The 19,457-nt window shown below is 33.5% G+C and carries 18 protein-coding genes; all 18 read left to right on the forward strand.

Annotation, left to right across the window (positions count from 1 at the left end; translation table 11 throughout):
* The first annotated feature begins 11 nt into the window (after positions 1-11).
* The 18 genes from MKY88_RS03160 (at position 12) to MKY88_RS03245 (ending at position 19,449) form a co-directional block, all read left to right on the forward strand.
* The gene (locus MKY88_RS03160; RefSeq protein WP_193830915.1) at positions 12-1,757 is read left to right on the forward strand and encodes a tetratricopeptide repeat protein; all 1,746 of its coding nucleotides are present in this window, start codon (positions 12-14) and stop codon (positions 1,755-1,757) included.
* Positions 1,758-1,910: 153 nt separating this feature from the next.
* Positions 1,911-2,327, forward strand: coding sequence for a sugar 3,4-ketoisomerase (locus MKY88_RS03165; protein WP_193830916.1), 417 nt, complete (start codon positions 1,911-1,913; stop codon positions 2,325-2,327).
* Between the two features lies 1 nt (position 2,328).
* Positions 2,329-2,895 (forward strand): acyltransferase, encoded by a 567-nt coding sequence (locus MKY88_RS03170; protein ID WP_193830917.1) that lies wholly within the window; start codon positions 2,329-2,331, stop codon positions 2,893-2,895.
* A gap of 14 nt (positions 2,896-2,909) precedes the next feature.
* Positions 2,910-3,998, forward strand: a complete 1,089-nt coding sequence (locus MKY88_RS03175; protein ID WP_193830918.1) for a DegT/DnrJ/EryC1/StrS family aminotransferase — start codon at positions 2,910-2,912, stop codon at positions 3,996-3,998.
* The gene (locus tag MKY88_RS03180; RefSeq protein ID WP_193830919.1) at positions 3,991-4,920 is read left to right on the forward strand and encodes a glycosyltransferase family 2 protein; all 930 of its coding nucleotides are present in this window, start codon (positions 3,991-3,993) and stop codon (positions 4,918-4,920) included. Before MKY88_RS03175 ends, MKY88_RS03180 begins: the two co-directional genes overlap by 8 nt.
* Complete coding sequence (locus MKY88_RS03185) at positions 4,913-5,272, forward strand: GtrA family protein (protein WP_232540440.1); 360 nt, start codon at positions 4,913-4,915, stop codon at positions 5,270-5,272. Before MKY88_RS03180 ends, MKY88_RS03185 begins: the two co-directional genes overlap by 8 nt.
* Positions 5,273-5,294: 22 nt before the next feature.
* On the forward strand, positions 5,295-6,167 hold the full coding sequence (gene rfbA, locus MKY88_RS03190) for a glucose-1-phosphate thymidylyltransferase RfbA (protein WP_025114727.1): 873 nt from the start codon (positions 5,295-5,297) through the stop codon (positions 6,165-6,167).
* 13 nt (positions 6,168-6,180) lie between these two features.
* Positions 6,181-6,738: a dTDP-4-dehydrorhamnose 3,5-epimerase gene (gene rfbC, locus MKY88_RS03195; protein ID WP_232540441.1), complete on the forward strand. Its 558-nt coding sequence runs from the start codon at positions 6,181-6,183 to the stop codon at positions 6,736-6,738.
* A 10-nt stretch (positions 6,739-6,748) separates the two neighbouring features.
* Complete coding sequence (gene rfbB, locus MKY88_RS03200) at positions 6,749-7,759, forward strand: dTDP-glucose 4,6-dehydratase (protein ID WP_193830921.1); 1,011 nt, start codon at positions 6,749-6,751, stop codon at positions 7,757-7,759.
* Positions 7,759-8,610 (forward strand): dTDP-4-dehydrorhamnose reductase, encoded by an 852-nt coding sequence (gene rfbD, locus MKY88_RS03205; protein WP_291755375.1) that lies wholly within the window; start codon positions 7,759-7,761, stop codon positions 8,608-8,610. Before rfbB ends, rfbD begins: the two co-directional genes overlap by 1 nt.
* A gap of 62 nt (positions 8,611-8,672) precedes the next feature.
* Positions 8,673-9,632, forward strand: coding sequence for a glycosyltransferase family 2 protein (locus MKY88_RS03210; RefSeq protein ID WP_340812998.1), 960 nt, complete (start codon positions 8,673-8,675; stop codon positions 9,630-9,632).
* 8 nt (positions 9,633-9,640) lie between these two features.
* On the forward strand, positions 9,641-10,507 hold the full coding sequence (locus tag MKY88_RS03215) for a glycosyltransferase family 2 protein (protein WP_340814796.1): 867 nt from the start codon (positions 9,641-9,643) through the stop codon (positions 10,505-10,507).
* 26 nt (positions 10,508-10,533) lie between these two features.
* On the forward strand, positions 10,534-11,925 hold the full coding sequence (locus MKY88_RS03220) for an undecaprenyl-phosphate glucose phosphotransferase (protein WP_258270593.1): 1,392 nt from the start codon (positions 10,534-10,536) through the stop codon (positions 11,923-11,925).
* A gap of 84 nt (positions 11,926-12,009) precedes the next feature.
* On the forward strand, positions 12,010-12,894 hold the full coding sequence (galU, locus tag MKY88_RS03225; RefSeq protein WP_340812999.1) for a UTP--glucose-1-phosphate uridylyltransferase GalU: 885 nt from the start codon (positions 12,010-12,012) through the stop codon (positions 12,892-12,894).
* On the forward strand, positions 12,891-13,859 hold the full coding sequence (gene galE, locus MKY88_RS03230; RefSeq protein WP_340813000.1) for a UDP-glucose 4-epimerase GalE: 969 nt from the start codon (positions 12,891-12,893) through the stop codon (positions 13,857-13,859). The genes galU and galE overlap by 4 nt, the downstream gene beginning before the upstream one ends.
* A 92-nt stretch (positions 13,860-13,951) precedes the next feature.
* Positions 13,952-15,241, forward strand: coding sequence for a glucose-6-phosphate isomerase (locus MKY88_RS03235; RefSeq protein WP_193830927.1), 1,290 nt, complete (start codon positions 13,952-13,954; stop codon positions 15,239-15,241).
* Complete coding sequence (locus MKY88_RS03240; RefSeq protein ID WP_340814797.1) at positions 15,241-16,947, forward strand: phospho-sugar mutase; 1,707 nt, start codon at positions 15,241-15,243, stop codon at positions 16,945-16,947. The genes MKY88_RS03235 and MKY88_RS03240 overlap by 1 nt, the downstream gene beginning before the upstream one ends.
* 609 nt (positions 16,948-17,556) lie before the next feature.
* Positions 17,557-19,449, forward strand: a complete 1,893-nt coding sequence (locus MKY88_RS03245; RefSeq protein ID WP_069480041.1) for a stalk domain-containing protein — start codon at positions 17,557-17,559, stop codon at positions 19,447-19,449.
* Positions 19,450-19,457 lie beyond the last annotated feature (8 nt).

The raw sequence follows: 19,457 nt of genomic DNA on the forward strand, positions 1-19,457 counted from the left end.
TAAATAAATAAATGAAACAAGCTTCATTGAAATATTTATTAAAAGGAAATATGGGAGATATTACTCTGATATTCATTTGTTACTTTTTGAGCCTTAGATATATTTTCCCGGGGTATTTCAATCCTGTTTTACCTCATCATTCAGATCAAATTGATTATTATAGAGATTTTCAAGGAAATACATTCTGGGATTTTTTTGTTTCATCTAGAGTGGTTGGAGATTTTTTATTAAGTTTAGTGGGTATGGTGAGCTACCAATCTATATTACTTTTCGGTATTGCAGTAACTATTCTTAATATTCTTTTAATATTTAAGATTTATCGAAATATTATTGGAAATAATATAAGTACATATTTGAAACTTATCTTTTTACTATTAATTTTTTCCCACCCAACATTTTACATAAATTATACATATGATATCTTTAGTACAATAGCACTTTTCTTTTTCTTAGTTGCTATTTTAATTTGGTATAAGTATGAAATTAATTTAAGGAAGTCAATATTCATAAGTTTATTTGTATTATTATCGCTATTGACAAAAGAAACTTATGGATTATCAATCATAGTATTTTTCATTTTCCAAGTTCTCATTAATAAAAATAAAAAAAGGAAATATGCTATTTACTTAACAATTTCAAGTAGCTTATTACTAATACTTACGTTAATTAGAAGTAAAATTATTGGAAGTGCATTTGTAAGTTTTAGTCCAGATAAAGACTCTCCTTACTTTGTTTCTTACGATATAATCTCCTTATTTAAAACATTTTTATATTATTTAAAAGGTGGGGTTAATTTCTATATTATTTCAATCATTTTTTTAGTGTTTATGTTATCTATAGTCAAGAAAAAATTTATTTTAGAAATTATAATGATGTTAGCAATAGGTTTATCAGCTTATATTCCTTATTCGGTATTACCTAACCATGTGGTACCTCATTATGTTTGGGTAGCAGTTCCATTAATAAGTTCGGTTATATTAGTTTTATCTTCTATTAATATTGATAAAAGAGTAGTAAATAGTATTTTAACATTGATTTTAATACTGAATTTTACAACTACATTAGGTTACAAAAATGATTATACTGATAACATGTGGGCAGTCTTTCCGGAAAATGTTAATAAAAATATATATAAAAGTTTAAATTTTGTAAAAGAGCATATTGAACCAGAAGATAAAGTATTGATTACAGGACTATATAATACTGAAGAAACTTGGTATAAATCTATGTATTTTGTAAAAGATACTTTCGATATTAAGGTGAATTTAACAGTGCTTAATACGGGGATAGAAGATGATACTAAGTATACAAAGTTGAAAAATATTGGGAATGTAAATATTGAAGAATATAATAAAATCTTTGTTTATGATACTGACGGTATTTTGAAAAAATATTATATCAATTCAAATTCTGAAGAACTAGAGATTATTAAGGAACATAGAGTGCAAATTTTATACCCTGAAATTAATACATTATTAAAGCAACTTGAGGAAAATGATGATTGGTACTTAAACATGGAGTTGGGGAAAAAATACTTAAATATAAAGGATTTTGCAAATGCGGAATCATTTTTACTTAAGGCAGTGGAAAAAGCAAAAGGTGAAAATCCTTATCCAAGTTATTTTATGGGACAGTTAAAAGAAAGTATGGGAGATTATACTATAGCTTTATCTTATTATGAACAGGCTATAAAAATTGATGATAGTAATAATTATTTTTTTGATAGCTTAGAGCGAGTGAAGGCATTATTAAATTAAAATAGTATGGTAATTAGGCTTAAGTTTATTTTTTATTCAAAATATTTGTTGTATAAAATTAAGTATTAAGCAGAGAGATATCAGGTTGCTAGCATAAAAATTCTAAAAAACGGAACTGTAATCTTAGATATTAGTAGGTGAGGGGGCATAGTGATGAACTTAAGTAAAATTTTAGAGATAGATATATTAGGAGACGATCGCGGAAACCTATCAGTTATAGAAAACCAAGTTCATGTACCTTTTGAAGTAAAAAGAATATTTTATATTTATAGTACAAAACAAGGAGTATGTAGAGGCTTTCATGCACATTATAAAACTAGACAAGCATTAATTAGCGTTTCAGGTTCATGTAAAGTATTTTTAGATAATACAATTAGAACAGATGAAGTACTTTTAGATGCACCCAATAAAGTCCTGATTTTGGAACCAAACGATTGGCATGAGATGTATGATTTCTCAGAAGATTGTGTGCTTTTAGTGCTTGCTTCAGAATTATATGATAGTGAGGATTATATTAGAGATTATAATAAATTTTTAGAAGTTTATTCTAAAAAAACACAGGAGGTATAATATGGGGGAATTTTATCAGCACTCCCACGCTTTAATCGAAACCAAAGAGATAGGTGATAATACTCGTGTGTGGGCTTTTGTACACATTTTAGAAGGAGCAAAAATTGGAGCTAATTGTAATATTTGTGATCATTGTTTTATCGAAAATGATGTAGAAATAGGAGACAACGTAACCATAAAATCAGGGATCTATATTTGGAATGGCGTTAAAATCGAAAATAATGCATTTTTAGGGCCTAATGTAGTTTTTACTAATGATTTAATGCCACGAAGTAAGCAATATCCTGAGTCATTTATGAAAACTTTAGTTGCAGAAGGAGCAAGTGTAGGTGCTAACAGTGTTATTATAGCTGGAAATACTATCGGCAAGTTTGCAATGGTAGGTGCAGGTTCAGTTGTAACAAAAGATGTTCCTGCGTACTCATTAGTATTTGGTAATCCAGCGAAATTTAAATATCATATTTGTGAATGTACAGAGAAACTACATTTTATTTCTGAAAAAGCTGAATGTAGTTGTGGCAAAATATATAAAAAAGCTCTTACTGGAGAAGTGATACATTTAAAATGAAGGGTGAATAGTAAATGATTCAATTTTTAGATTTAAAAAAAATGAATGAAAAACATTATGATGCCATTAGCCATGCATTAGATAAGGTTTTAAAATCTGGTTGGTATATTCTGGGTGATTCTGTGCGTGAATTTGAAAAGAAATTCGCAGACTTTTGTGGTACAAAATATTCTATTGGCGTAGCGAACGGATTAGATGCACTTTCTTTAATAGTAAAAGCCTACGATATTGGAGAAGGAGATGAAGTCTTAGTACCATCAAATACTTATATTGCTTCTATATTAGCTATTTCCTCTAATGGTGCTACACCTGTTTTAGTAGAGCCTACTTTAAGTACATATAATATTAATCCTGCTAATATTGAAAAGCATATTACCAATAAAACAAAAGCTATTATGGTTGTGCATTTATATGGACAAAGTTGTGACATGGTACCGATTATTGAAATTGCAAAAAAATATAATTTAAAAGTTATAGAAGATTGTGCTCAAGCGCACGGTGCAGTTTATAGAGGTGGAAAAGTAGGTAATCTTGGAGATGCAGCAGGTTTTAGTTTTTATCCAGGGAAAAATCTAGGTGCATTGGGGGACGGCGGTGCGATAACGACCAATGATGAAGCCCTATATACAAAACTGGTAGCTTTTAGAAATTACGGCTCCCATAAAAAATATGAAAACTTATATAAAGGCATTAATAGTAGACTTGATGAAATTCAAGCTGCTGTCCTTTCGGTAAAGTTAGATTTTTTAGTTAGCGAAAATAATGATAGACGAAAAATAGCAAAATATTATCTCGAAAATATTAAGAATAACAACATAATACTTCCATCAGTTGAAGTTGATACCCAGCATGTATGGCATGTTTTTGTTGTACGTACAAAAGAACGTGATAGACTTCAAAAATATTTGCTCGAAAACTCTATTCAAACAATTATCCATTATCCAATTCCACCTCATAAACAAGAGGCCTATAAAGAATGGAATCATTTAAGCTTTGAAATATCCGAGAAAATTCATAGTGAAATTTTAAGCTTACCAATAAGTCCTGTAATGACCATTGAAGAAGCCAAGAAGGTTGTAGAGGTAATTAATAGCTATGAGTAAAAAGATTTTTTCTATATTAGTTCCAATTTACTTTAATGAATTAAATATCCCATATACAGTACCAAGACTCCAATCACTAAAAGAACTATTCCCAAGTTACGATCTTGAATTTGTTTTTGTTGATGATGGCTCAAAAGATGACTCTTTAAAATTATTACTTGAAGAAAGGAAAAAAGATGCAAGTATTAAAGTAATAAAGTTAAGTAAAAATTATGGATCTATGCAAGCAATTCAGGCAGGATTAAATTACACTTCTGGAGATTGTGTAGGTATTATTTCAGCAGATCTACAAGATCCTCCAGAGTTATTTAAAGATATGATTAAGTGTTGGGAACGTGGCAAAAAAGTAGTAATGGCAACGCGTACTGATCGTGAAGAAAGCTTTTCTCAAAAACTTTTTTCAAACACTTATTACTATTTGATGGATAGATTTGCTATTAAAGGTTATCCAAAAGGTGGTTTTGATTTTGTTCTTATCGATAAACAAGTTGTTCAAGAATTAGTTTTAATTAGTGAAAAAAATACAAATATTATGAGCTTGATTTTTTCACTTGGTCATGATCAAGACTTCATTCCGTATGTTAGACAAGAAAGAAAACATGGTAAATCACGTTGGACTTTTTCAAAAAAAATAAAACTTTTTGTTGACTCATTTGTGAGTTTTTCTTATGCACCAATCCGCTTTATGACAGGGATTGGGTTTGTAGTTGCCTTATTGAGTTTTATCTATGCATTATTTACTATTGTTGCATACTTAGCTGGATATGTAGCCGTACAAGGTTGGACAACTATTATTGCACTAATTACTTTATTACAAGGAATTATTATGATGATGCTCGGGATAATTGGAGAATATTTATGGAGGATCTTAGATGAGACTCGGAAAAAACCAGGTTTCATTGTAGATGAAGTGTATGAATAAGGAATTTATTCGTTTTTTATGTGTTGGTGGTTTTAATACAGTAGCAACTTATTGCGTCTACCTAACGTTACTTTCATATATAGGATATAATTTTGCTTATGTCATTTCTTACATCAGTGGAATTGTTATCTCGTTTCTATTAAATGCAAAATATGTTTTTAATGTTAAACTAACGTTTAAAAAGGCTATTGGATATCCGATAGTGTATATCGTTCAATATATAATAAATGTTATTGTACTTAATTTATTAGTTAAAAATAATATTGTTAATGAGGTTATGGCACCTATCTTAGTTATAGTTATTTCTATACCTTTAACATTTATATTATCAAAATACATTTTGAAAAAATAAGTAATTGCAGGAGAGGAACATTTTGAAGGGAATTATTTTAGCGGGAGGAAGCGGCACACGCTTATACCCCTTAACTCGCTCAGTATCTAAACAATTATTACCAATTTATGATAAACCAATGATTTATTACCCTTTGTCAGTACTGATGCTAGCTGGCATTAAAGAAATTCTTATTATCTCAACACCTGAGGATACCCCGCGTTTTGAGCAATTATTAGGTAATGGGCAGGATTTGGGATTAAGCTTATCATATGCTGTCCAACCGTCACCAGATGGCTTAGCTCAAGCCTTTATCATTGGGGAAGAATTTATTGGATCGGAGTCTGTTGCTTTAATTTTAGGAGATAATATATTCTATGGACATAAATTTACTGCAATGTTAGAACGAGCTGCTTCACGAGAAAATGGAGCTACAGTTTTTGGCTATAATGTTAAAGACCCAGAACGATTTGGAGTTGTTGAGTTTGATAATGAGGGTAAAGCAATTTCCATAGAAGAAAAACCTGAATTACCTAAGTCTAGTTATGCTGTAACAGGATTATATTTCTATGATAATCGTGTAGTTGAAATTGCAAAGTCTATTAAACCATCTCCTCGTGGAGAACTTGAAATTACGGATATAAACAAGGCATATTTAGAGTCTGGAAATCTTCATGTGGAATTATTAGGTCGTGGTTTTGCATGGCTTGATACAGGAACGCATGAGTCTCTTTTAGAAGCATCCACTTTTATCGAAACGATAGAAAGAAGACAAAGTTTAAAGGTAGCATGTTTAGAGGAAATTGCTTTCCGTAAAGGGTATATTTCTAAAGAGCAGTTATTAGAGTTAGCCGAACCGTTAAAGAAAAATGGATATGGTCAATATCTTATTTCATTGGCGAATAAAAAATTATAAGGGGTCCTTTATTGTGGGATTTATTAAGACAAAATTATTAGATGCATATCTTTTTGAGCCAAAGGTATTTGGGGATAATCGAGGCTTCTTTATGGAAACTTATAACGCCCAACTATTTGAAGAAAATGGTTTCACATTTAACTTTATACAAGATAATCATGCGCTATCAAATGAGAGTGGTGTTCTACGTGGTTTACATTATCAATTAGAACCTTTTGCTCAAACGAAGCTTGTACGAGTTACAAGAGGTGCCGTTTATGATGTTATTGTGGATATTCGTCAAGGATCTCCGACGTATGGCCAATGGGAAGGGTTTATATTAAGTGAAGGAAATAAGAGGCAATTACTTATTCCGCAAGGCTTTGCCCACGGCTATTGCACTTTAGTCGAAAATACAGAGTTTCTTTATAAGGTAGATAATTATTATTCTCCAGAGCATGATCGTGGGATTGCTTGGGATGATCCAGATTTAAATATAGCTTGGCCAACGTCAAATCCAATATTATCTGACAAAGATACAAAGCATCCTTATTTAAAGGATTTAGAACGACAATTTATTTTTAAAGGTTAGGAATGATAATATGAAGATTCTAGTAACAGGTGGAGCAGGTTTTATTGGTAGTAACTTTGTTAACTACATGGTGGAAAAATATCCTGAGTATTCGATTGTTAATGTTGATGCTTTAACATATGCAGGTAACTTAGAAAATTTAAAGCCATCTGAAGGCAAGCCAAATTATCAATTTGTAAAGGCTGATATAACAGATACAGAGACGATGGATCAACTAATTGGTGATGGTGTAGATGCTATCATTAATTTTGCAGCAGAGTCACATGTTGACCGTAGTATTACAAACCCAGGAATATTTGTACAAACGAATATTCAAGGAACACAGGTATTACTTGACGCTGCAAAGAAATATAATGTGAAAAAATATTTACAAGTATCAACTGATGAAGTCTATGGCTCGTTGGGGGAAGATGGATATTTTACTGAACAAACACCACTAGCTCCAAATAGTCCTTATAGTGCAAGTAAAGCAGGAGCAGACCTTTTAGTGCTTGCTTATCATGAAACATTTGGTCTACCAGTAAATATTACACGTTGCTCTAACAATTACGGTCCCTTCCATTTCCCTGAAAAACTAATTCCTTTAATGATTATTAATGCTTTAAAGGATAAAAAACTTCCTGTATATGGCGATGGTAAGAATGTCAGGGATTGGTTACATGTAACAGATCATTGCAGTGCAATTGATTTAGTTTTACATAAAGGCATAAATGGCGAAGTGTATAATGTAGGTGGACATAATGAAAAAACGAACTTAGAGGTTGTTAAAGAACTGTTAAAGCAGCTTGATAAGCCAGAATCATTAATCCAATATGTAGAAGATCGTTTAGGTCATGATCGACGTTATGCCATCGATCCGACGAAGCTTCAAAAAGAGTTAGGCTGGGAGCCAAAGTATACATTTGAAACAGGGTTAAAAGAAACTGTACGGTGGTATTTAGATAATAAAGACTGGTGGGAAAACATCATTTCAGGTGATTATCAAAACTATTATGATGAACAATATGGCGGTAAGCTATAATGAAAATTATAGTAACAGGTGCAAATGGGCAGCTAGGACAAGAGTTGGTAAAACAATTAACTGATAGTGAGCACGATTTGTTTGTATTTACTAAAACTGATTTAGATATAACAGATACGGAGAGAGTACTAACCGTATGTAATGATATCAAACCCCAAATTATTATTAATGCTGCTGCCTATACAAATGTTGATGGAGCAGAAACTAATGAAGAGTTAGCTTTTCAAGTAAATGCTGTAGGGCAGCGAAATTTAACTGTTGCAGCAGAAAAAGTTGGAGCAAAAATTTGTTACATTAGTACTGACTATGTTTTCAATGGACAAGCAACTTCTCCATATAATGAGTATATGAATGTAGATCCATTAGGTGTGTATGGGCAATCAAAGTATGCAGGTGAGTTTTTAACACAAACGCTTAACACAAAATATTTTATTGTACGTACAGCATGGGTTTATGGAGAGTATGGTCCTAATTTTGTGAAGACCATGCTAAAATTAGCTGAGGAAAAATCCGAACTGGGTGTTGTTCATGACCAAGTCGGATCTCCTACCTATACAGTCGACCTAGCAGAGTTCATTATTGAATTAGTGCAAACGGAGAAATATGGTATCTACCATTGTACAAATAGTGGAACATGTTCCTGGTTTGAATTTGCTCAAGAAATATTTAAATTAGCTAATAAAGATATCAAAGTTAAACCATTAACTTCAGATCAATTCTCAAGACCTGCAAAGCGTCCTGCTTATTCTGTCTTAGGCGATTTGTCAGTTCGAATAAATGGCTTTATTCCTAGGAGAAGTTGGAAAGAAGCTTTAGATGAATATATAAACAAAAATAACAATCTCCATTAGATTGTTATTTTTGTTTATAAAGCTATAATTAAATTGTATTATAAAAGGAATAGAGGGGTAATTTGGCTAGTATAGCTGTTCAAATAGTTACATATAATAGTGCGGATTATATAGCAGATTGTTTAAATTCAGTGATTTTACAATCATATCCAGTTGAGAAGATAATAGTAATTGATAATGATTCAAATGATTGTATTAAAGACGTTGTTTCTCATTATTCAAATGTTTATTTCGTTCAAAATAGCATAAATAGTGGATTTGTAGGTGGTCATAACCAAGGTTTAAACTACGCTGAGACAGATTATGTTTTAGTATTGAATCCAGATGTGATATTAGATAAATATTATATAGAACATATTATAAAATTTATGCAGCTTAATGAAAAAGTTGGTGCTGCAACTGGTAAATTATATAGAGATTTAGATTCATATATTATTGACAGTACAGGGATTAATATTAAGAAAAGTCGTCGCGCAGTTGATCGGGGAAGTGGAGAAGTAGACCAAGGACAATATGATGATATGATAAATGTTTTTGGAGTTTCAGGTGCTGCAGCGGTTTATAAAAGAGAAATGATTGATATGATTTCAGAAGATGGGCGATTTTTTGATGAGAGTTTTTTTGCTTATAAAGAAGATGTTGATGTAAGTTGGAGAGCAAGGTTAGCAGGTTGGGAAATATGTTTTGTCCCTAAAGCCATAGCACAGCATGAACGTGGTTGGAAGGATAATAAATCAAGGAAGGATATCTCCCTTAAAACCAGAAAGCATTCCTATATCAATAGACATTTTTATATTATTAAAAATGATAACATATTTTACTTTTTATTGCATTTTCCTTTTATTTTTATATATGAAGCATCTTGTTTAGTTTATATTCTACTAAAAGAACGAAAGCTTTTCTATGCATATAAACTTCTTTTTATAGAGTATAAAAGTTTAAAAAATAAGAAAGTGTTTATACAATCCTATAGAAAGGCTCCTTCGAAAAAGATTTATCAATATTTTAAAGGAATATGGTAAAAATTAAAATGGATTTAAGTATAGTAATTGTAAATTATAATACTAAAAAGCTAACAATTGATTGTATTCAATCAGTTATAAAATCAAATATAAGTTTTCTATACGAGATTTTTGTAGTCGATAATGCTTCTTCAGATGGTTCTCTAGTACAAATTCAGAATCTATTTCCTCAAGTGCATACGATATCTAATAAAGAAAATGTCGGATTTTCCAAAGCAAATAACCAAGCAATAAGAGAGTGTAACGGACGTTATGTTTTATTATTAAATTCTGATACTATAGTGAATGAAAATACATTAGATAAAATTATTTGTTTCATGGATAGAGAAACGAATGTTGGTGTTGTTGGATGCGAAGTAAATTTAGCTGATGGTACATTGGATAAGGCTTGTCATAGAGGTTTTCCAACTCCAGAAGCTTCCTTCTATTATATGATGGGCTTAGCTCAAAAATATCCTACTAGCCCTAAATATAATAGCTATCATAAAAGCTACCTAAATATGAAAGAAATACATGACATTGATTGTTTAGTAGGTGCATTTATGATGGTAAGAAGGGAAGTTATTGAGCAAGTGGGGCTTTTAGATGAAGAATTTTTTATGTATGGAGAAGATATAGACTGGTGTTATAGAATTAAAGAAGCAGGATGGCGAATTGTTTATAATCCAACGGTATCTATTACTCACTATAAGGGTGCTAGTAGTAGAAAAAAACCATTTAAAATAGTGTATGAGTTCCATAGGGCCATGTATTTATTCCATAAAAAACATTATGCAAAAAGGTATAACTTTTTTGTTAACAGTGTCGTTTATACAGGAATTACATTAAAACTAACATCGGCTACAATAAGTAACCTTTTGAAAAGAGTACATTAAATTATAAAGTTAAATAGGTGATTAAAGTGATAAGAGGAAAAGAGCGCTTTATTACACAGCTATATATGACAACAGATTTCATCTTTATTCAATTAGCATTTGCTGTTGCATGGTATTTTCGCTTTGTAATTAATAAAGAGCAGCAAGGGTCTTATTTGCCACTAACGGATTATTTCATTTGGAACATTGTTTACTCGGTGGCATTTTTGGCTATAGGCTTTTTGATAGGCTTATACGTACCCAAAAGAAAAATGAAGTTTGCAAAAGAAATTTCTAAAATAATTCAAGTACAAATTTATAGTATGTTTGTTTTATTAAGTGCTTTATTTATTGTTAAAACGATCGATATTTCAAGGATGTTCTTAATCATCTATCTTCTTGTAGGATTTTTGGTAATCGTCGTATATCGATTTTTTGTTAAGCAACTATTAAGAGTGATGAGAAAAAAAGGCTTCAACCAACAGTTTGTTTTAATTTTAGGAGCGGGGTCAGTTGGAAATAGATATATAGAAAACTTAGATAACCACCCCGAATATGGGCTACAAGTAATTGGTTTTTTGGATGATTTTAAACAAATCAATAGTGAACAAAAAGTATTAGGAAAGATAGAAGATCTTCCAACAATACTAGAAAATAAAATAATTGACGAGGTAGTTATCGCATTGCCTTTAACAGTTTTTTCTAAATATCACCAAATTATAGTAGCCTGCGAAAAGGCAGGTGTACGAGTATCTATTGTTCCAGACTTCTATGATATCCTGCCTGCAACTCCATACTTTGAACGATTTGGTGATTTACCAGTTATCAATGTCCGGGATATACCATTAGATGAATATATAAATAGAGTACTGAAACGAATATTTGATATTGCTTTTTCGTTATGTGCAATACTTGTTATATCACCTTTGTTATTATTTATTGCTCTTGGCGTGAAATTAACCTCTCCGGGACCTATTTTATTCAAACAGGAGCGCGTGGGTCTTAATCGGAGAACGTTTTATATGTATAAATTTAGATCGATGAAACACATGACTGTAGAAGACTCTAATACACAATGGACGGTTGAAAATGACCCAAGAAGGACTAAATTTGGTACCTTCCTGCGAAAAACAAGTCTTGATGAATTTCCACAATTTTTTAATGTGCTGAAAGGTGACATGAGTATTGTTGGACCAAGACCTGAAAGACCTTATTTTGTGGATCAATTTAAAGAAGAAATTCCAAAATATATGGTAAAGCATCATGTGAGACCTGGAATAACAGGATGGGCACAAGTATGTGGATTGCGCGGAGATACTTCAATTGAAGACAGAATAGAGCACGATATTCAGTATATTGAAAATTGGACTTTACTATTTGATATTAAAATAATTATGAAGACAATTATCAATGGCTTTGTAAATAAAAATGCCTATTAAATTAAATTCAATAGTTTTCAAATTTGATAGTGTTGTATAACAATGATTTGAAATCATGTAAATTTCTTTAGGAAGTGACGCTCAATGAAAAAAATCCGTAAAGCAATTATTCCAGCAGCTGGACTCGGTACACGTTTCCTTCCTGCTACAAAAGCAATGCCTAAAGAAATGTTACCAATAGTAGATAAGCCTACGATTCAATATATTGTAGAGGAAGCAATTGCATCAGGGATTGAAGATATTATTATAGTTACAGGTAAAGGTAAACGAGCCATCGAGGATCATTTTGATAATGCGTTAGAGTTAGAAACAAATCTACTTGAAAAAGGTAAATTTGATATTCTTGAAAAGGTGCAGGAATCTGCCAATGTAGAGATTCACTACATAAGACAAAAAGAGCCACTTGGTTTAGGGCACGCCATTTGGTGCGCTCGTAAATTTATTGGTGATGAGCCTTTTGCTGTCCTGCTTGGTGATGATATTGTAAAAAGTGAAGAGCCTTGTTTAAAGCAACTCATGAATCAATATGAGAACATTTTATCAAGCGTCATTGGTGTACAAGAGGTGACCAATGAAGACGTTCATCGTTATGGTGTTATAGATCCGGTAAGCATTGACAGCAAATTAATGCAAGTCACTAAATTTGTTGAAAAGCCTGCATTAGAGGAAGCGCCCTCTAACTTTGCCATTATTGGACGCTATATATTGACTCCAGAAATATTCCACTTCTTAGATGAAAAGAAGAAGGGGAAAGGTGGAGAAATTCAATTAACTGATGCAATTGAATCTTTAAATGGTATCCAACGAGTTTTTGCCTATGCCTTTGAAGGAAGACGTTATGATGTTGGTGAGCAATTGGGGTTTATAGAAACAATTATTGATTTTGCATTAGAACGTGATGATTTAAGTGCGGGGATAAAAGAATTTATCTTAAAAAAAGCCAAACAGTTAAGTGGTGAAACGATATGATACTAGTTGTTGGTGGTGCTGGTTATATTGGTAGTCATTTTGTGAAAGAATTAGTGAAAACTCAGGATGTCGTTATACTGGATAATCTAAGCACTGGTCATGGTTGGGCAGTAGATGCAAGAGCTATTTTTATACAAGGTGATTTGGGAGATCCTGCTACTGTTCAACACATATTTGATACTTATAAAATAGAAGCAGTTTTACATTTTGCAGCATATAGCTTAGTCGGTGAGTCTGTAATAAATCCTCTTAAATACTATGAGAATAATGTTGTCGCTACATTAAATTTATTAAAAATGATGAAGCAAAATCAAATTAATAAGTTTATTTTCTCTTCTACTGCTGCAACTTATGGGATGCCGTCAGTTGATATCATTGATGAAGAAACGCCAACTTATCCAATCAACCCATATGGACAGTCGAAGTTAATGGTTGAACAAATACTAGCTGATTTCGCACAAAGCTATGGGATGAAATTTGTTGTTTTACGATATTTTAATGCGGCAGGGGCTTATGAAACTGCTGAAATTGGCGAATGCCATAATCCAGAAACACATTTAATTCCGATTATCCTTCAGCATTTAGGAGGACAAAGAGAATCAATTTCAGTTTTTGGCACTGACTATGATACACCTGATGGGACTTGTATTAGAGATTATATTCATGTCACTGATTTAGCTAACGCGCATTTATTGGCACTCGAGGCATTATTAGAAAATAAAATTGAAACAGCAACATATAATTTAGGTAATGGTCACGGTTATTCGGTGAAAGAAGTTATTGAAACGTGCGAGGGAATTACTGGGAAAAAGGCGAAAGTACAGTATGTTGAACGACGTTCGGGTGATCCTGCTAGGCTAGTCGCCGATGCGAATAAGATTTATTCTGAATTAGGATGGAAGGCCCGATTGGACATACAAGATATCATAAAAAGTGCATGGTTTTGGCATAAAAAACAATTCTAATTACCAATTCGACAGAGTTCGAGTTGGTTTTCTTTTTTTTATATGTCATAATATAGATATCAAAATTTACCTTTAGAAGAGAGGATTCTATAGTGTATACAGAAATTGTAAAAACAACATTGCTGAATTGTTCGCTAAATGATAGCGATCTTATTCAATATAAAGATCGTGTAAAAAAAATCCATAACACTTTGCCACAATTTCCTCTAACAGGCTGGATAGAGTCACCGCTAGAGAATCATGAAGGAATGCTTACTTCTATTGAAGGTGTAGCAAGTGAGATAAGAGCCTGTGCAGATGTTTTGGTTGTTGTAGGTGTTGGAGGCTCCTTCTTAGGTGCGCGTGCGATACAGGAAGCGTTGATGCCTTACTTCGGGCTAGCTAAGGGTGGTATCGAAGTTGTCTACGTAGGTCTTAATATGAGTGGAGCCTATATTAAAGAGCTTCTCGCTTATTTAAATACAAAACAAGTATATGTCAATGTAATTTCAAAGTCAGGTGGGACAATGGAACCTGCGCTCGCCTTTCGTGTCATGCGTTTATATATGGAAGAGCGGTATGGTGAAAAGGCAACAGAGCGCATTATCGTAACGACTGATGCAGATAAAGGTTTATTAAAAGGAATTGCTGATACAGCAGGCTATCGTCAATTTGTCATACCTGCTGATGTGGGTGGGCGTTATTCTGTTTTAACTCCTGTAGGTTTGCTACCTATAGCTGTTGCAGGCGTAGATATTCGTGCTTTAATGAATGGTGCTCGTCATGCTGCAACAGAGCTAGCCGAGGAAGATTTGGCACATAATGATGCCTACAAATATGCGGTGATGCGTCATATGCTCTATGAGCAAGGCTATACGATTGAATTACTGGCTTCGTTTGAGCCAGGTCTCAATAAATTTCATGAATGGTGGAAGCAATTATTTGGTGAAAGTGAAGGGAAAGAGTATAAAGGGCTTTATCCTTCTACTGTCAACTTCTCTACCGACTTACATGCAATTGGACAGTTTATTCAGGAAGGCAGTCGTGTCATGTTCGAAACATTATTACATTTCCATGAGATTGAGGGCGATTTAGCCGTACCTTTTGATGCACGGAATGAGGATGGCTTAAATTATTTGTCGACACGTACTTTTAATGAGATTAATGCTATTTCTAAGCAAGGAACAGCCCTGGCACATGCAGAAGGTCAGGTGCCTGTTATTCAACTAGAATTGCCAAAGCTAGATGCTTATCATCTTGGTTATTTGATTTACTTCTTCATGAAGGCATGTGCGATGAGTGCCTGCTTATTAGAGGTTAATCCATTTGATCAGCCGGGCGTAGAAGCCTATAAAAGTAAGATGCTAGAGTTGTTGCAAGAAGAAAAGGTGATAAGTAAATGATGAATGTCCAAGATTTATATTATCATTGGTTAGCTCAGCCACTTCCGAGTTATTTAGCAGAGGAGCTTATTACTATTGCTCATGATGAACAGGCTATAGAAGATCGATTTTATCAATATGTATCATTTGGGACAGGTGGCATGCGTGGTGTGCTAGGTGTTGGAACGAATCGTATGAACATTTATACGATTCGTCGTGTGGCAGAAGGTCTTGCTCGTTATATTGAGTCTAATGGGGAAGAAGCTAAACAGCGTGGCGTTGTACTTGCATATGATACACGTCATTTTTCCTATGAATTTGCTTGTGAGACTGCAAGTATACTTGGAGCACATGGAATTCGTTCATATGTTTATAAAGAAGCTAGACCAACACCTCAGTTGTCGTTTACAGTTCGTAAATTAAATGCTTATGCTGGTGTAGTGATTACTGCAAGTCATAACCCAAAACAATATAACGGCTTTAAAGTGTATGGTGAAGATGGTGCACAGCTAACGCCAAAGTTTGCAAACGATATTATTCACTATATGAATGACATAAGTGACATTTTTTCTATTAAGATAGAAGAACTTGCAATATTAGAACAGCAAGGGTATGTTACATGGCTTGCGAGTGATTTAGATGATGAGTACTTAAAATGTCTTTTAACTTTAAAAAATAATCAAGATGTAGCTTTACATATGAAGCTTGTTTATACCCCATTGCATGGAGCTGGTTTGGTGCCAGTTAGTGAAGGGTTAAGGGCATTCGGCTTTCAACAAGTGTACATTGTAGAACAGCAAGCTGTGCAAGATGGAGATTTTCCAACAGTTCCTTATCCAAACCCAGAGGAATCGAAAGCTTTTGAGTTAGCTATGAAACTTGGTGGACAGGTTGGGGCAGATCTATTGCTAGCGACCGATCCAGATGCTGACCGTTTGGGTGTAGCTGTAAGAGATGGCGATAATTACGAGCTTTTAACAGGGAATCAACTTGGTGCTTTATTGCTGCATTATATATTGTCGACAAAACAACAACACGGTACATTACCTCAAAACGGAGTTATGCTAAAAACGATTGTTACATCAGAATTAGGTACTCATATTGCTAAAAAATACGATGTAGCGACAGTAAATACTTTAACAGGCTTTAAGTATATTGCTGAAAAGATTGCTGAATACGAACAAACAGGTGAATACTCGTATTTATTTGGCTATGAGGAAAGCTATGGATATTTAATTGAAACATTTGTGCGAGATAAAGATGCAGTTCAAGTTGCATTGAAAGTGGCTGAAATGGCTGCTTTTTATGAGAAGCAGGGCTACACATTGCTGGATCAGCTAGAAAATTTGTATAAGGAATATGGTTACCACAAAGAAACTCTGCTTTCCCAACAATTTGAAGGCAAAAATGGACAAGAAGAAATGCAGGTCATTTTACGACGTTTACGTGAAAATAGGCCAAAGAAAATTGCTGGTTTGGTTGTGCTTCGTACGGAAGACTATTTGGTAGGACAAGCTATATTAGCAAACGGTACAACAGAGAGACTAACCCTTCCAAAAGAAAATGTAGTAAAGTTTATCCTTGAGGACGATTCGTGGATTGCTATTCGTCCGTCTGGCACAGAACCCAAATGCAAGTTTTATATTGGTATAGTAGGGGAAACAGCAGAACAGGCACAGCAAAAGATTGAGCAGGTGAAGCAAGCTGTGCTAGAGATCGTAAGGTAGAAAAACTTAAAAGCGCTCCTTTTTTAATTTGCAAATAAGTAATTAAAGAGGAGCGCTTTATCATTTTGAAATGAATTTTTAGAATAACCTATTAAGAGTCTATTAAATAATTATTGTTTCCCTAATATTTTTCATGTAGTTTAGTCCCTTTATTACCACAGTAGCATTATGAAAAGAGAATAATGCTACCTTATTCTCTACCCAAAACTAGCAAGCCTAGCCCCCTTTATTTTTCGTGCTACCACTATCCTTACAACCATCTGTTTATATCTATTTCAGAATCATAAAATTTAGATTTTTCATTAGTATGTATTTCTTTTTTAAAATAGTGTAAATGTAATGTAACTTTTTTATACGAAAACGAGTCTACTTAATGGAATAATTTGAGGTACTAGCATGAATAGAAACTATTTGTCCATATAGTCAAGGGAGTTTTACAGAAAATGCTCGTGTAAATTAGAAAAATACTTTGCTTATATGAAGCTTTTGAAGTAGAAGGCCTAGAACTCTAGTACCGAATTCTACTTTTTTCGATAAGAATCCCACATTTTGGGGTTTTTTCATGTTAAGATGTTAAAGACTATTGAATGTGAAAAAAAGGAGATTAGCATGTTTAAGAAACTAAGGAATACATGTATTGTATCAGCAGTTGCTTTGGCTACAATATTGCCTGGACAAGCGTCTGCATCAGCAGCTAGTAACAATGGAATTCAGATAAAAAACAATGTTTCGATTACGATTAATGGAGAGACGATTAGTGTCTATGACCCTATTTTAAATAAATCCGATTTCCTATTATTACCAATGCGTGCCTTGTATGAAGCGATTGGTGCGAGTGTTGACTGGAACAAGGAAACATTGACAGCTTCAGCTACTCGCAATGGAAAGATGGTAGATTTAACAATTGATTCAATGACGGCAATAGTAGATGGACAAGAAGTGGCGATGGATGTTGCACCATTTATGTATAAAGATCGTACATATATGCCATTGCGTTTTGTAAGTGAAAACTTTGATGGCAATGTCAATTGGGATCCGGTTACGCAATCAGTAGATATTACGCTATCAGATGAACAACCAGAAACGCCTCTGGAAGATCCTTATATTCTACATATCAATAACAAACGTATCGTGATGAAAGATCCTATTATTATGAAAGATTCAAGATCTTATTTACCAGCTAGCTATATCCATGATTATTTAGATGATTCTGCTGGCACATGGTTACCTGACAAATCCTTCGAACTACAGGTTGCAGGCATGAACTTTGTTTTCAAGGATAATAGTAATGAAGTTCTTGTAAATAACGAGACTGTAACATTAGTAGAAAAGCCATTTATTCAAAAAGGAAAAATGTATGTCCCTATTTCGTTCCTTGTGAATGCGTTAGGCGGGAATTTGCGTTATATCAGCGATAAAAAAGAAATGTATATTTACGTTTATCGCTATATGTTCACTAGCTCCTTCCTTGAAAAATCATATGGCACGACGTCATCACCAACAACTGTTCCTTCAGCTCGTTTAGAGGGGGACCGTGATCTATTTATTAGTGATAATCCAGAGACATTAACACGTAAGCTTGTACCAATGAACAATATGACGCTTGCACAATATGATGTGAAACCTACGGCAACGACGAATAAGCATCGTGTCTTTGGTTGGCATTACAACACGTTAGGCACAGATGTCAATATTGGGATTACGGTTCAAAACAAGTCTACGACAGAAAGCATTAAGGTCACTGATTCAAGAGGTATTAACCAAAAAACAGGTAATAGCTGGGTAGGTCACGATATTGGTTTGACGATTGCGGACGCTACGTTAAATAACAAGCTTAATAAATCGGACAGTAGTGGTATTGTCATTGCACCAGGAGAAACAAAGGTCATTGAAACATACGACCTACACCACGATTATATTATTGGTTTTTTACATGATTTAGATATTCAAGCGATGAATGGTGGAAAACCAGAGTATACGATTCGCACTGTGCTTACAAAGGATAATAGTGATTTAACAACGATTCAATCCGATCAGGTTGCGATTGATGAGTATGCGAAACATCCAAGAGGTGCTTGGCCAAGTGCTACGATTCTAGCAGAACTACCAGCTTATACAGTAGACTCACCTGAGGTAGGCTATAACATTTCTAATGGTCGTACAGATCATCTACAAACGGCTGAAAATTCATTATCACAAATTAATGGAGCAGTCGGAAATCCAGGCCATTTCGGTATGAACTACAAGGTTTCTATCCCAGTTGATAATCCAACAGGCTCAACAAAAACGATTAAGCTGAAACTTGCTGGTCGAGGGGGCTTATACAGTGGTGCTATTAAAGTCAATGGCAAAGTATATTTAGTACCTTCATTAAGAGTAGGGGCGGAGTATGTTGAATTACCTGATTACAAGATGAAGGGTTCAAAAGATACGATTGAATTAGAGCTGATCCATGCTGGTGGGGTCAATCTTCCAGTAGCAATTTATGTAGAAACAAAATAAAGAAGTCA

This window comes from Lysinibacillus sp. FSL R7-0073 (assembly GCF_038009065.1).
Classification (GTDB): domain Bacteria; phylum Bacillota; class Bacilli; order Bacillales_A; family Planococcaceae; genus Lysinibacillus; species Lysinibacillus fusiformis.